The organism is Stenotrophomonas sp. AS1 (genome assembly GCF_048957655.1).
Lineage (GTDB): Bacteria > Pseudomonadota > Gammaproteobacteria > Xanthomonadales > Xanthomonadaceae > Stenotrophomonas > Stenotrophomonas bentonitica_A.
Genome location: NZ_JARVXM010000007.1, coordinates 295,142 through 308,413 on the forward strand (window position 1 = coordinate 295,142; position 13,272 = coordinate 308,413).

General features: G+C 66.7%; 14 protein-coding genes. 13 read left to right on the forward strand and 1 reads right to left on the reverse strand.

Translation table 11 applies throughout. The annotated features are described in order from the left end of the window. Positions 1-106: 106 nt before the first annotated feature. The 3 genes from ppsR to PV764_RS13035 all read left to right on the forward strand — a co-directional run bounded on the left by ppsR (position 107) and on the right by PV764_RS13035 (position 2,127). A complete protein-coding gene (gene ppsR / locus PV764_RS13025; RefSeq protein WP_019184148.1) occupies positions 107-928 on the forward strand; it encodes a posphoenolpyruvate synthetase regulatory kinase/phosphorylase PpsR in 822 nt (273 codons plus the stop codon). 144 nt (positions 929-1,072) lie between these two features. Continuing rightward, complete coding sequence (locus PV764_RS13030; RefSeq protein ID WP_019184147.1) at positions 1,073-1,582, forward strand: DUF1249 domain-containing protein; 510 nt, start codon at positions 1,073-1,075, stop codon at positions 1,580-1,582. 56 nt (positions 1,583-1,638) lie between these two features. Then, positions 1,639-2,127, forward strand: a complete 489-nt coding sequence (locus PV764_RS13035; RefSeq protein ID WP_026069931.1) for an NUDIX hydrolase — start codon at positions 1,639-1,641, stop codon at positions 2,125-2,127. Between the two features lie 73 nt (positions 2,128-2,200). Here the strand turns inward: PV764_RS13035 and PV764_RS13040 are convergent, their stop codons facing one another. Beyond that, positions 2,201-2,854, reverse strand: coding sequence for a class I SAM-dependent methyltransferase (locus PV764_RS13040; RefSeq protein ID WP_399622577.1), 654 nt, complete (start codon positions 2,852-2,854; stop codon positions 2,201-2,203). A 377-nt stretch (positions 2,855-3,231) separates the two neighbouring features. On the opposite strand from PV764_RS13040, the gene PV764_RS13045 reads away from it, so the two are divergent. The 10 genes from PV764_RS13045 to PV764_RS13090 all read left to right on the forward strand — a co-directional run bounded on the left by PV764_RS13045 (position 3,232) and on the right by PV764_RS13090 (position 13,241). Continuing rightward, complete coding sequence (locus PV764_RS13045; protein WP_421116786.1) at positions 3,232-3,846, forward strand: CDP-alcohol phosphatidyltransferase family protein; 615 nt, start codon at positions 3,232-3,234, stop codon at positions 3,844-3,846. A 52-nt stretch (positions 3,847-3,898) separates the two neighbouring features. After that, positions 3,899-5,044 carry a class III poly(R)-hydroxyalkanoic acid synthase subunit PhaE gene (gene phaE / locus PV764_RS13050; protein ID WP_421116787.1) on the forward strand — a complete coding sequence of 382 codons (1,146 nt, stop codon included), beginning with the start codon at positions 3,899-3,901 and terminating at the stop codon, positions 5,042-5,044. Continuing rightward, positions 5,041-6,111 (forward strand): class III poly(R)-hydroxyalkanoic acid synthase subunit PhaC, encoded by a 1,071-nt coding sequence (gene phaC, locus PV764_RS13055; RefSeq protein WP_421116788.1) that lies wholly within the window; start codon positions 5,041-5,043, stop codon positions 6,109-6,111. The genes phaE and phaC overlap by 4 nt, the downstream gene beginning before the upstream one ends. Positions 6,112-6,173: 62 nt before the next feature. Next, the gene (locus tag PV764_RS13060; protein ID WP_421116789.1) at positions 6,174-6,689 is read left to right on the forward strand and encodes an SMI1/KNR4 family protein; all 516 of its coding nucleotides are present in this window, start codon (positions 6,174-6,176) and stop codon (positions 6,687-6,689) included. A 61-nt stretch (positions 6,690-6,750) separates the two neighbouring features. Further along, positions 6,751-7,134: a YfeK family protein gene (locus tag PV764_RS13065; protein ID WP_421116790.1), complete on the forward strand. Its 384-nt coding sequence runs from the start codon at positions 6,751-6,753 to the stop codon at positions 7,132-7,134. A 47-nt stretch (positions 7,135-7,181) separates the two neighbouring features. Then, positions 7,182-7,385, forward strand: a complete 204-nt coding sequence (locus PV764_RS13070) for a PspC domain-containing protein (RefSeq protein ID WP_070425344.1) — start codon at positions 7,182-7,184, stop codon at positions 7,383-7,385. A gap of 32 nt (positions 7,386-7,417) precedes the next feature. After that, positions 7,418-7,852, forward strand: a complete 435-nt coding sequence (locus PV764_RS13075) for a hypothetical protein (protein WP_051010514.1) — start codon at positions 7,418-7,420, stop codon at positions 7,850-7,852. A 132-nt stretch (positions 7,853-7,984) separates the two neighbouring features. Then, on the forward strand, positions 7,985-8,200 hold the full coding sequence (locus PV764_RS13080) for a hypothetical protein (protein ID WP_019184137.1): 216 nt from the start codon (positions 7,985-7,987) through the stop codon (positions 8,198-8,200). A 206-nt stretch (positions 8,201-8,406) separates the two neighbouring features. Beyond that, positions 8,407-10,782, forward strand: a complete 2,376-nt coding sequence (locus PV764_RS13085; protein ID WP_390330047.1) for a Tex family protein — start codon at positions 8,407-8,409, stop codon at positions 10,780-10,782. Positions 10,783-11,033: 251 nt separating this feature from the next. After that, positions 11,034-13,241 carry a PAS domain S-box protein gene (locus PV764_RS13090; RefSeq protein ID WP_019184943.1) on the forward strand — a complete coding sequence of 736 codons (2,208 nt, stop codon included), beginning with the start codon at positions 11,034-11,036 and terminating at the stop codon, positions 13,239-13,241. The last annotated feature ends 31 nt before the right edge of the window (positions 13,242-13,272 follow it).

Consider the following 13,272-nt stretch of genomic DNA (forward strand, 5'->3'; position numbering starts at 1 on the left):
GGATGGCCACGTCCGTAGGAAGAAGCCGATATGATGCCGGGCAGACCGCTGTCGGCACAAGCTTGTATCGACAGCCTTTTTAAGCTTCGGAGGGGGTAAAAGCCGTATGTCGACGATCCGACCGGTGTTCTACGTGTCCGATGGAACCGGTATCACCGCTGAAACCATTGGGCATAGCCTCCTGACCCAGTTCTCCGGGTTCAGCTTCATCACCGACCGGATGTCGTTCATCGATGATCCGGAAAAAGCGCGCGAAGCCTGTGAAAGGATCCGTGCAGCGGGCGAGCGGTACCAGGTCCGGCCCATCGTGGTCAGTTCCTGCGTGGACAGCGGGCTGAGCATCATCCTGGCCGAAAGCGGCGGATTGATGCTGGATGTGTTCGCGCCCTTCATCGAGCCGCTGGAGCGGGAACTGGCCGTCAACCGGCATTCCCGGGTCGGCCAGGCGCACGGCATGGTGGACTTCGAGACCTACCACCGCCGCATCAACGCGATGAACTTCGCGCTGACCCATGACGACGGCATCGCCATCAACTACGACGATGCCGACGTGATCCTGGTGGCCGTCTCCCGGGCCGGCAAGACCCCGACCTGCATCTACCTGGCCCTGCATTACGGGGTTCGCGCGGCCAATTACCCGCTGACCGACGAGGACCTGGAGCAGGATCGCCTGCCGCCGCGCCTGCGTCCGTACCGGAAAAAGCTGTTTGGGCTGACCATCGACCCGGACCGCCTGCAGCAGATCCGCCAGGAGCGTCGCCCGAACTCGCGCTACGCCAACCTGGAGACCTGCCGCCGCGAGGTCGCCGCCGCCGAGACCATGTTCCGGATGGAGCGGATCCCGACCCTGAGCACCACCCATACCTCGATCGAGGAGATCTCGAGCAAGGTACTGGGCACGCTGGGGCTGCAGCGCGAGATGTATTGATCGGCGCGCCCCCTTGAACAGCAAGGGGGCGCTTCCTTCGTCCCGGGCCGGGGCTGCCCTGCGTCCGTGAACCGGTTGCGGGCCGCCCCTTTGGCCGGCGGGGTGCCGCCCCCACGTTGGGAGATCAACGTGTAGGATCGACCCATGGCCCAGGCATCGCCCCGTATCGAACGCATTCCCCGGCTCAGCCGCCTGAGCTGGTTGATGGGCCTGTATGCGGAAAACTACCAGCACCTGGTGCGCCTGTTCGCACCCTCCGAACTGGTGCCCGGCAGCTACGTCTCCTCGATCGGCGATGGGCTGGATGTGCGCCTGGATGTCATCGAGTGCCACCGCTATACGGTCGAGCTGCGCCTGACCTACGACTTCGCCGACCCGGTCACCGGGCAGCCGGACCCGTCGGCCTATGTGCGCCTGTACCGTGATGCCCGGCAGGCCGAGACCACCCATTGCTACGTCGGCCGCCGCTGGCAGGACGTGGTGGGGATGTACCCGCCGCCGGCCGAGCTGATCAGCCACCGCATGCGGATGAACACCTTCCTCGGCAAATGGCTGGAATACCTGGCCGAACGCGGCCACGGCGTGGCCACGCTGCGCCGCGATGGCGAGGTGGCCGCACCGGCCGACGCACGCCGCACCAGCCTGGTGCCCTGAGCCGCGGCCTGGCGGATCACGCATAATCGGGGTCTGTGTTCCCGAGCGTGTGCGAAATGCCCTATACCCCCATCGTGGCCACCTTGGGCTACGTGCTGTCCGCCGACGGCAAGCAAGTGCTGATGATCCACCGCAATGCCCGCCCTGGTGACCTGCACCTGGGCAAGTACAACGGGCTGGGCGGCAAGATGGAGCGCGATGAAGACGCCGCGGCCTGCATGCGCCGCGAAATCCGCGAGGAGGCCGGCATCGAGTGCGGGACCATGCGCCTGCGCGGCACGATCAGCTGGCCGGGTTTCGGCAGGAACGGTGAGGACTGGTTCGGCTTCGTGTTCGTCATCGATGACTTCACCGGCACGCCGCTGACCTCCAACCCGGAGGGCACGCTGGAGTGGGTGGACGTGGACAAGATCGACAGCCTGCCGTTGTGGGAAGGCGATCGCAGCTTCCTGCCGCTGGTCTTCGACGACGAGCCGCGCGCCTTCCACGGCGTGATGCCGTACCGCGACGGCGCCATGCAGTCGTGGAGTTACACCCGCCTGTAGGGTGGTTGCCGGCCAGCGGCCGGCACGTCATGAGCGGAGACGGAGGTGCGTGGCTGCCGGCCAGCGGCCGGCACTACAACCGGCGGGCGAGCAGCAGATGGAAGTGTTTGTTTACTTCGCGCCCGTCGTTGCTGCGCCCGGTTTCGTGATGGGCACGCCAGGCCTGCACGGTCAGCCCGGCGCTGCGCAGGGCCTGCTCGACCTCAGCCAGTTCGTGCAGGTGGAAGCCATGTGCGGCAAACGGCAGGGTGCGCATGAACGCCGCATCGCCGAAGGCCAGGCAGAGCCGGCCACCGGGGCGCAGCACGCGCGCCAACTCGGCGAACGGGAGTTTCAGTTCGTCCCAGAAATACAGGGTGTTCACCGCCAGCGCCGCATCGATGCAGGCCTCGTCCAGCGGCAGCGCATGGGCGTCGCCGAGGTGGAGCTCGGCCCGATCCTGTAGACCGTGCCCGGCCAGCAGTGCATTGCCGGCCGCCACCATCGCCGCGGAGACATCCACGCCCAGGTAACGACTGTGCGGCGCCCGCAGCAGCTCGGGCGCAAAGGCGGCATTGCCGGGGCCGATCTCCAGCACCTGCTCGCCGGCAGTGACCGACAGCAGCGCCAGGGCGGCGCGGTTGAGATCACCGTTGCTGCGGTTCATCGACTGGGCCACCGCAAGCGCGTGGATCCCATGCGGGTGGCGCAACTGGGTCGCCAGATCATCGGGGGAAAGCACGCGCAAGACTCCTGTCGGTGGGCGGCAGGACCGGGCGGCGGCGGAGTCCATCGGCCAGCTTAGCCGACCGGGTCGCTCGATGGGCGGCGGCGTGAAGGCCGATTTGCGTCTGGCGATGAGGATCGGTGATCAACAAATCACCAGCGTCGCGGCCAATGAGACTGAGTTGTCCACAGGGGGTGTGGATGACTCGTGGGCAAGTTTGTGGATAAGCCGCGTCGGCCCCCGCCGGTGCTCGCTGTCAAGATGGGTGGCCAAAAATTCACCGCAGGTCGTGCTTGCGTGAACGGCGCGGCAAGGCCGGGGTACGGCAGCGTAGGGTGGGCTGTCCGGGCGCGGGCCGGTCGCGGTACTCTCTTCCGATTGCCGCCACCCGATCTTTCATGAAACGTCACTTCTCGATGTTGCGCGAGTTCCACCTGGCCGACTGGTTCACCCTGGCCAACGCGTTCTGCGGCACCGGGGCGGTCTTTGCCGCCATGCGCTACCTGCAGGACGGCGAGCGCAGCTATCTGCTGTTCGGGATGGCCCTGATCCCGCTGGCCTTCATTTTCGATGCCCTGGACGGGCGCATCGCCCGCTGGCGCAAGTCCAGCTCCACGCTGGGCCGCGAACTGGATTCACTGTCGGACATCATTTCCTTCGGCGTGGCGCCGGCCGCGCTGGCCTACGCCTGTGGCATGCAGGGCGGCTGGGACTGGCTGGTGCTGAGCTACTTCGTCTGCTGCGGTGTCAGCCGCCTGGCACGCTACAACGTGACCGCCGAGGCGCTGGCCGGCGAAGGCGACAAGGTGCCGTACTTCGAGGGCACCCCGATCCCGACCAGCCTGGCGCTGGTGGTGGTGCTGGCGGTGGCCGCCAGCATCGGTGCGACCGGGCCTGACCTGTGGCTGGGCCAGTGGCAGCTCGGGCCGTGGCAGCTGCACCCGCTGGTGTTGCTGTTCGCGCTGTCCGGTTCGCTGATGATCAGCAAGACCCTGCGCATTCCCAAGCCGTGAGGCGCGGCGACGCGGCATTGCTATCATCGTTTCCCGAGATGGGAGGACGGTCATGACCACGGCGGGCAGCGGCAGCAGCGCAGGCGACGTAGAGGCCCTTGCGCGGCAGTATTTCAGTGCGTGGGGCGATGCCCTGCGGCACGCCGCAGCGCCGCCGGGCCAGGCGGCCGGCCCCGAGGGACACGGAAACTGGCAGCAGGCGATCGACTGGTGGGCGCAGATGATGCCCAACGCCGCCAGTGGGCCGGCCGACGAGGCCGTGCACCGTTTCCGTGAACAGGCCGGTGGCTGGTACGGCACCATGCAGCAGGTGGCGGCCCAGTTCGCCGGCCGCGACACCACCAGCGCCGAAGTCGCGCAGGCGTGGCGCACGGCGGTGCTGGGGCAGGGCGACGGGCTGCTGCAGTGGATGCTGCAGGGCGCCCGTGGTCATACCCAGGCCGAAGGCCCGGACCTGCTGCAGCTGTTGGAAACCCTGCAGCGCCAGCTCGGCCCGTGGCTGCAGAGCCCGGCGTTCGGCCCCGGCCGCGAGCATCAGGCCCGCTGGCAGGCCCTGCTGCGGGCGCAGCAGGACTACCAGGCGCACTCGCGCGATTACGTGGAGCAGATCAAGCAGGCGCTGGACGATGCGTTCACCCTGTTCGAGCAGCGCCTGGCCGAACACGAACAGCCGGGCAATCAGTTGACCAGTGCACGGGCGATGTTCGATCTGTGGATCGACGCGGCCGAAGAGGCCTACGCGAAGGTCGCGCTGTCCGAACCGTTCCAGGCGGTCTACGCCGCCCTCGGTAACGCCCAGATGCGGCTGCGCGCGGCAACCCAGCAGGAAATCGAACGGCTGACCGAGAGCTTCGGCCTGCCGACACGCACGGAAATGGATGCGGCACACCGCCGCATCGCCGAGTTGGAGCGGCTGGTGCGGCGCATGGCCGGCGGCGCAGGCGATGGCAGGCCCGCCACCCGGCCGGCCGCCTCGAAGAAGGCAGCTCCGACGAAGTCAGCTCCGAAGAAAGCAGCTCCGGAGAAGTCCGCTCCGAAGAAGGCAGCCGCGAAGAAGGCAGCCCCGAAGAAGGCGGCACCAGAACAGAGCAAGGCACCCAAACCTGCGAAGACGGCGAAAGCCGCTGAAGCCGCGAAAACCGCTACAGCCACCCAACCGGTGAAGGCCGCCGCCAAACCCCGGAAACGCAGCGCATGAAAGGTCCCCTGGGCTTCAACGCCGAAGACCTGCTGCAGGAAACCCTGGCCATGCAGCGCAAGCTGATGGATGGACTGACGCTGCTGCCCTCGGTGGAGGATGTCGAGTACGGCGTCACCACCCGCGAGGAAGTGTGGCGCGATGGCAAGGTCGCCCTGTACCGGTTTGTCGGCGGCCAGGCGCCGGTACGGCGGACGCCGCTGCTGATCGTCTATGCGCTGGTCAACCGGCCATACATGGTCGACCTGCAGACAGACCGCTCGCTGGTGCAGAAACTGCTGGCGCTCGGCCACGATGTGTATGTACTGGATTGGGGCTATCCGGACCGCTCCGAGCGCTACCAGACGCTGGAGGATTATCTGCTGCGGTTCGTCGATGGCGCGGTGGACCACCTGCAGGCGCACAATGGCGGTGAGCCGATCAACATGCTCGGCATCTGCCAGGGGGGCGTGTTCGCGCTGTGCTACGCCGCGCTGCGCCAGGCCAAGCTGGCCAACCTGATCACGATGGTCACCCCGGTCGATTTCCACACCCCGGACAACATGCTCTCGCACTGGGCACGGCAGGTGGACGTGGATCTGCTGGTGGACACGCTGGGCAACATCCCGGCCGATCTGATGAACGCCAGTTACCTGATGCTCAAGCCGTTCCGGCTCAACGTGCAGAAGTACGTCGGCCTGCTCGACATCCTCGATGACAAGGACGCGCTGGAGGATTTCCTGCGCATGGAAAAGTGGATCTTCGATTCGCCGGATCTGGCGGGCGAAGCGTTCCGTGATTTCATCAAGCAGTTCTACCAGGGCAACGGGCTCATGCACGATGGCGTACGCATCGGCGAGGAACATGTCGACCTCCAGCAGGTGACGTTGCCGGTACTGAACATCTACGCCGAACAGGACCACCTGGTGCCACCGGACGCATCACGCGCGCTGCGCGGCCGGATCGGCAGCGCCGACTACACCGAAAGCAGTTTCCGCGGTGGGCATATCGGCATCTACGTCTCCGGCCGCGCACAGCGCGAAGTGCCGGCGACCATCGACAACTGGCTGAAGGCCCGGGACGTGTAGAGTCGAGCTTGCTCGATTGCGGAATATGGATACGCTGGAGTGCCCGTCAGATGGATACGTGTATGGAGCAGCCAGCCGGTTTCGCCAGAAGCAACGTCGCCTTCAATGATTCGTCGCCAGCGGTCTCGGTCGAACTGATTGCAGCCATGGTACCTAGCAGGTTCCCGGGCAGAGACGACTTCATCGATTTCTATTCGAAGCACAATGGCGGCTACTTCGACGGCGGCGCAGTGTTCTATCGCGACGCATTCTACGAAGTGCTTGCGGGGGATTACAATCGGCTCGAAGTGGAGGCATTCAATTACATTGAGGTGGCCGGTATGCCCTCCAATCCGCGACTGTTGTCGATAGCGGAAGTCATTGGGTCAGTGCATTTTTACTACCCCGAAATGCGTGAATTCCTCGAAACCCACATCCCCTTTGCCGGTGACTGCGGTGATAACAAATATTGGCTTGATACACAAACGGGAATTGTGAAGTTCACAGTTGCTGAGGACGAGTTCCATACTGATGGCGTGACCGTTGTTGCTCCCGATTTCCCGTCCTTCCGTGCAAACATTCAGGGCATGGAACGTTGAATGAGGTTTTCCAGTGGCATCGCGTGACACCTACAATCAGGGCAAGCAAATTGGGAGCGCCATGGGATTTGTCCGAATTCATTGCCTCGCAGTTGCGTCTGCGGGACTTCTTCTGGCGACGTCAGGCGCATTGGCCGCGCCCAGCGCGCAGGCACAGCGCGAGATCGCGCAGTTGATCGGAAGCCTGGATGGCTCCCAGTGCCAGTTCCAGCGCAATGGCAGCTGGTACGGTCCCGCCGATGCGCGTTTGCACCTTCAGCGCAAGTACGACTACCTGCTCAGGAAGGACAAGGTGGACACCGCCGAGCAGTTCATCGAGCGCGCTGCCAGCCAGAGCAGCATGAGCGGCAAGCCGTACCGGATCGCCTGCCCGGGCCAGCCGGAGCAGACCGCGGCGGTCTGGTTCACCGCGCGGTTGGCGGCCCTGCGCCAACGCACCCCGTAGACATGGTTCGCGCTAGAGTCGGCATCTACCGGCTCGAGACCCCGTGCATGAACACATCGCCGCGCCCGCTGTCCCGCTCGCTCAACGACCGCATGATCGCCGGCGTCATGGGCGGCATTGCACATCGTTTCGGCTGGAACGTCACCCTGGTCCGGGTGCTGTTCGTGCTGATCTCGATCGGTTCGGCCGCGTTTCCGGGCATCCTGGTCTATCTGATCCTGTGGCTGCTGATCCCCAACGAGGCCGATTGAGCCTGTCGCCGGTGCTGCTGCGCGCATTGCAGATGCTGGGCGCGGTGTGGACCTCGCCCAATACCCTGATCGGTCTCGCCGCGGGCACCACGGCGATGCTGGCTGGCGCACGTCCATCCTGGAACGGGCGCGACTGCGCGGTCGTGTTCCGTGAATTCCCTTGGGGGCCGGGCGGGGCGATCACGCTGGGCAACGTGATCCTGCATACCGGCCCGGTGCTCGACGTGCCGTGCCGGACCTACGCGCACCAGGCCGGTCACGCCACCGAGCCGGTGATCGGCCTGCACGACCACGAGCGCGCGCACGTCTACCAGTACCTGGTGCTGGGGCCGCTGTATCTGCCGGTGTACCTGCTGTGCGGCGGGGTCAGTGCACGCAACCCGTTCGAGCGCGCGGCCGATGTGTACGCGCTGCAGGGCCGCGGGTGGTGGCCACGGTGGCGTTATTTCCGCGTTAAATCCGTGTAAGAAAAACGTCGGCAACGCGACGTCATCTGCATGCAAAAAAACGTTATTAGCCTGCATGACGAATCAGTCAGGTTTGACGGGGTAAGCTTGCAGCGTTGTATGAGCAACCGTTTTTCTGGAGGAACACATCACATGGCAATCGTTCTTTATGTCGGTGGTAGCAAGGATGGCGACAAGGGCCTGGTGCCGCATGGCTTCAGCAAATCCCAGGCCGATACCGAGCAGGGCCCTGAGATCTACACCGAGCGGTTCATGGAACTGCAGGGCGTAGGCAAGGTGCGGGTGATGGCGCTGGAGTCGATGCGCGATGAGATCGTCCATCAACGCGCTGCCGTGCATTACCGGTAACCCGCAGCACCGCCAAGGCGCCCGTTGATCAAGGGCGCCCGCGCCGGCATCCCGGCCCCACGCAAGGATGCCGGCGTGAACGCAGGACCCCTCGTGTGGTCACCGCCACGGGGCGACAGGTTCTCACCGGACTGTCAACGGCTTTCCCCGGCCGCCCGGCATCGCCAGAATGGGTTCTTTCCGCAAAGCGGCTCCGGCCGGAAGCAATGCCTGACATCAAGCTCGCGCAGCAGATCGCCCAGACCATCGCCGATGAGATCGGTGCCCAGACCGCCCAGGCCCTGGCCGCCATCGCCCTGTTGGACGAAGGCGCCAGCGTTCCGTTCATCGCCCGCTACCGCAAGGAAGTTACTGGCGGCCTGGACGACACCCAGCTGCGCAATCTCGAAACGCGCCTGACCTACCTGCGTGAACTGGAAGACCGCCGCGCCGCGGTGCTGTCCAGCATCGACGAACAGGGCAAGCTCACCGATGAGCTGCGCAACGAGATCCTCGGCGCGGACACCAAGTCGCGCCTGGAAGATCTTTACCTGCCGTACAAGCCCAAGCGCCGCACCCGTGCCCAGATCGCGCGTGAGGCCGGCCTTGAGCCCTTGGCCGATGGCCTGCTGGCGGATCCGGGTCTGGATCCGCAGGTCTTCGGCGCGACCTTCGTCGATACCGACAAGGGCGTGGCCGACGTCAAGGCAGCGCTGGAAGGCGCCCGCGCCATCCTGATGGAGCGCTGGGGCGAGGATGCCGCGCTGGTTGGCGAGCTGCGCACCTGGCTGGGCGAGAACGGCGTGATCCGCGCGCGTGTCGCCGAGGGCAAGGAAGAGCAGGGCGCCAAGTACCGCGACTACTTCGAACATTCCGAATCGCTGGCGAAGATCCCGTCGCACCGCCTGCTGGCGCTGTTCCGCGCACGCCGCGAGGAAATCCTGTTCCTGGAGCTGGACCCGGGCAGCGATGCCGAGGCCGGCAATCTGTACGCCGAAGGCCGCGTCGCGCACAACGCGGGCATCCGCGATGCCGGCCGCCCGGGCGACCGTTGGCTGCTGGACGCCTGCCGCCTGACCTGGCGCGCCAAGCTGCACATGCACCTGCTGCTGGACCTGTTCAACCAGGCCCGCGAAAAAGCCGAGGCCGAGGCGATCTCGGTGTTCGGTGACAACCTCAAGGACCTGCTGCTGTCCGCCCCGGCCGGCCCGAAGGCCGTGCTCGGCCTCGACCCGGGCATCCGCACTGGCTGCAAGATCGCCGTGGTCGATGCCACCGGCAAGCTGGTCGCCACCGACACCATCTACCCGCACGAGCCGCGCCGCCAGTGGGACCAGTCGCTGCACACGATCAAGCAGCTGTGCGTGCAGCACAACGTGGAACTGATCGCGATCGGCAACGGCACGGCCAGCCGTGAGACCGACAAGCTGGCCGGTGAGGTGATCAAGGCGCTGGGCGATACCAAACTGCAGAAGATCGTGGTCAGCGAGGCCGGTGCCTCGGTGTACTCTGCCTCGGAGTTTGCGGCCAGGGAATTCCCGAACCTGGACGTGTCCATCCGCGGCGCGGTGTCGATCGCCCGCCGCCTGCAGGATCCGCTGGCCGAGCTGGTGAAGATCGAACCCAAGGCGATCGGCGTGGGCCAGTACCAGCACGACGTGGACCAGTACCGCCTGGCGCGCGCGCTGGATGCGCGCGTGGAGGACTGCGTCAACGCCGTCGGCGTGCACGTCAATACCGCCTCGGCCGCGCTGCTGTCGCGCGTGTCCGGGCTGTCATCCACCGTGGCCGAGAACATCGTGCGGCATCGCGACGACAACGGTCCGTTCAAGCGCCGCAAGGACCTGCTGAAAGTGCCGCGCCTGGGCGAGAAGACCTTCGAGCAGTGCGCCGGCTTCCTGCGCATCGCCGATGGCGACCAGCCACTGGATGCGTCTTCGGTGCACCCGGAAGCCTACCCGGTGGTGGAGCGCATCGTGGCGGCCACCGCACGCCCGATCAAGGCCCTGATCGGCGACGGCAGCTTCCTGCGCGGCCTGAAGGCGGAACAGTTCACCGACGAGACCTTCGGTGTGCCGACCGTGCGCGACATCCTGAAAGAGCTGGAGAAGCCCGGCCGCGATCCACGTCCGGAGTTCAAGGCGGCCCGCTTCGCCGACGGTGTCGAGGAACTGAAGGACCTCAAGGTCGGCATGGTCCTGGAAGGCGTGGTCAGCAACGTGGCTGCGTTCGGTGCCTTCGTGGACATCGGCGTGCACCAGGATGGGCTGATCCACATCTCCGCGCTGTCGGACACCTACGTCAAGGACCCGCGTGACGTGGTCAAGGCCGGTGACATCGTCAAGGTGAAGGTGCTGGAGGTCGACGTGGCGCGCAAGCGCATCGCGCTGACCCGCCGCCTGGATGACACCCCGGCCCCGGCCAAGGCCCCGGGCGAGCGCGACGCGCGCCCGGCCGGTGGCGGCCGCCGCGACGGTGGGGCGGGCAATGGCCCGCGCAACGGCAACCGCGGCGGCCCGTCCGGCCCCCGTCCGGGCAGCGCGGCACCGCCGGCCAACAATGCGCTGGCCGATGCCTTCGCCCGGGCCAAGCGCGGCGGCTGAGCCTGCTGCCGTTGCCTGCCAGGGGCCGCCTTCGGGCGGCCTTTGGCGTTTTCGGGGGTCTGGGTGGCCGTGGGCACTTCTGGTTTGACGCATGTTTACGCACACTTCCCGTTGAATGCCCGTAGGGTGGGTGGACGGCGGGGAGCCCAGATGACAGACGACCAGGCAGGACCGGGCAACCGGGCGGGCCGCAGCGCCGATCACCGCGCTGCGGCAGGGCTGTGCGCGGCCTGCCGGCGCGGAGGGCGCCCATGAGCCAGTCACCGACCGGCGCCTCCGACGCTGCCGAAGCGGCCGAAGCGCTGCGTGAGATGGCCGAGCAGCGCCATCGGCTTGAAATGATCATCGACGGCACCGCGGCCGGCACCTGGGAATGGAACATCCCGGGCGGGCAGATGCGGGTCAACGAGCGCTGGGCGGAGATCGTGGGCTACACCCGCGAGGAACTCGCCCCGATCACGCCCGAGACCTTCTTCCGGCTGGTGCATCCCGAAGATCTGGCCCAATCCAACGCGCTGCTCAGCGCGCATCTGGAGGGCCGCTCGCCGCACTACGACAGCCTGTGCCGGATGCGCCACAAGCAGGGCCACTGGATCTGGGTGCAGGACCGTGGCCGCGTCTACGAACGCGATGCGCAGGGCCACCCACTGTGGATGGCCGGTGCCCATGCCGACGTCACCGATCTGCAGCAGGCCCGGCAGGACGCGGCCAACATGCGCCAGCGCCTGCAGGCGGTGGTGGATGCATCCGATGAGGTTGCGGTGATCGCCACCGACATCAACGGGGTGGTGAGCCTGTTCAATACCGGCGCCCAGAAGCTGCTGGGTTACCGGCCCGAGGAGGTGATCGGGCGGGTCAACCCCGGGCTGTTCCATGATCCGGACGAGATGCGTGCCTACCTGCAGCCCCAGATGGATGCGGAGGGGCGGATGCCGACCATTTTCGAGGCACTGACCGCGCACGCTGCCCAAGGCACGTGGTCGCACCAATGGACCTTCCTGCGCAAGGACGGCGAGCGGCGCCAGGTGCGGTTGTCGATCAGCCCACTGGACGGCGCGGGGGGCAGCCGGATCGGCTATGTCGGCATGGCGGTCGATCTCACCCCGCTGCTGCAGGTGCGCGAGCAGGCCTTCGTCGCGGCCGAAAAGTTTGCCGGGGCGTTCTCTTCGGCGGCGCTGGGCATGGCCCTGGTCTCGCTGGAAGGGCGTTGGCTGGACGTCAATGATTCGCTGTGCGGCATCCTCGGTTACACCCGTGCCGAACTGCTGCAGATCGACTTCCAGACACTGACGCATCCGGATGACCTGCACGCCGACCTGGCCCTGCTCGGTGATCTGCTGGCCGGCCGTCGCGAGCACTACCACATGGAGAAGCGCTATCTGGGCAAGGCCGGCAACCTGGTCTGGGGGCGGCTGTCGGTCTCGCTGGTGCGCACTGAGAATGGCGAGCCACTGCATTTCGTTTCGCAGATCCAGGACGTGACCGCGCAGCGGCTCAGCGGCCAGCAGCTGCGCGAATCCGAGCAGCGCACCCGCGTCACCCTGGATGCGGTGGCCGACATGGTGCTCACCCTGGATCTGCACGGGGGCATCCAGTACGCCAATGCCGCGGCCACGCGCGCGCTGGCCGGGGAGGGCGCCGAGGCCCTGGCCGGCAGCCAGCTGCAGGAGGTGATGGAACTCACCACCGAGTACGCGCCGCGCTCACCGCTGGATGTGGCCGTGCTGCTCGACCCGGACAGCAACGCGGTCGATCTGCATTCGGACCTGTTGCTGTCGGTCGGTGCCCACCTGCTGCCGGTCGACCTTACCCGTGCCTGGCTGCGCGATGAGCAGGGGCAGGTCAGCGGCGCGGTCTGGGTGATCCGTGATGTCACCCAGCAGCGCGCCCGCCAGCGCGAAGCCCGGCATCTGGCCGAGATCGACCCGCTGACCGAACTGAGCAACCGGCGCGGTTTCGAGGCGCACCTGCAACAGGCCATCACCCGGGTCGCGCGGACCGGGCAGTCGGCCTCGTTGATGTACATCGACCTGGACCACTTCAAGCCGGTCAACGATACCCACGGCCATCTGGCCGGCGATGCCGTGCTGTGGGCGGTGGCCAGCGTGCTGCGGCACGGCGTGCGCGATTCGGACATCGTGGCGCGGCTGGGCGGCGACGAGTTCGCGGTGATCCTGGCCGGCTGTTCGCTCAAGCGTGCCCGGCGCATCGCCAGCGACCTGCTCGAGGCGATGCGCGGGTTGTCCATCCCCTGGGATCAGCGCCGGTTGAGCGTGGGGGCCAGCATCGGGATCGCCCCGCTGTTCGGGGGCATGAGCGTGGATGATGCCGTGGCCGCCGCCGACGCCCAGTGCTACCGGGCCAAGGCGATGGGGCGCGACAACGTGCAGGTCGAAGCCCAGGCGCTGGGTGCGGTCGACCCGCTGGACGCCCTCGATGCCAGCGAAAGCGGCGAGTAGGCGCCGGACCAGTCTGCATCACAGGGCGGGG

Coding starts and splice junctions, on each gene's coding strand:
- phaE (WP_421116787.1), top strand. CDS start 3,899: ATGACCACGGCGGGCAGCGGCAGCAGCGCAGGCGACGTAGAGGCCCTT.
- PV764_RS13035 (WP_026069931.1), top strand. CDS start 1,639: ATGCCCTATACCCCCATCGTGGCCACCTTGGGCTACGTGCTGTCCGCC.
- PV764_RS13045 (WP_421116786.1), top strand. CDS start 3,232: ATGAAACGTCACTTCTCGATGTTGCGCGAGTTCCACCTGGCCGACTGG.
- PV764_RS13090 (WP_019184943.1), top strand. CDS start 11,034: ATGAGCCAGTCACCGACCGGCGCCTCCGACGCTGCCGAAGCGGCCGAA.
- PV764_RS13070 (WP_070425344.1), top strand. CDS start 7,182: ATGAACACATCGCCGCGCCCGCTGTCCCGCTCGCTCAACGACCGCATG.
- PV764_RS13030 (WP_019184147.1), top strand. CDS start 1,073: ATGGCCCAGGCATCGCCCCGTATCGAACGCATTCCCCGGCTCAGCCGC.
- PV764_RS13080 (WP_019184137.1), top strand. CDS start 7,985: ATGGCAATCGTTCTTTATGTCGGTGGTAGCAAGGATGGCGACAAGGGC.
- PV764_RS13065 (WP_421116790.1), top strand. CDS start 6,751: ATGGGATTTGTCCGAATTCATTGCCTCGCAGTTGCGTCTGCGGGACTT.
- PV764_RS13060 (WP_421116789.1), top strand. CDS start 6,174: ATGGAGCAGCCAGCCGGTTTCGCCAGAAGCAACGTCGCCTTCAATGAT.
- PV764_RS13085 (WP_390330047.1), top strand. CDS start 8,407: ATGCCTGACATCAAGCTCGCGCAGCAGATCGCCCAGACCATCGCCGAT.
- PV764_RS13075 (WP_051010514.1), top strand. CDS start 7,418: ATGCTGGGCGCGGTGTGGACCTCGCCCAATACCCTGATCGGTCTCGCC.
- phaC (WP_421116788.1), top strand. CDS start 5,041: ATGAAAGGTCCCCTGGGCTTCAACGCCGAAGACCTGCTGCAGGAAACC.
- ppsR (WP_019184148.1), top strand. CDS start 107: ATGTCGACGATCCGACCGGTGTTCTACGTGTCCGATGGAACCGGTATC.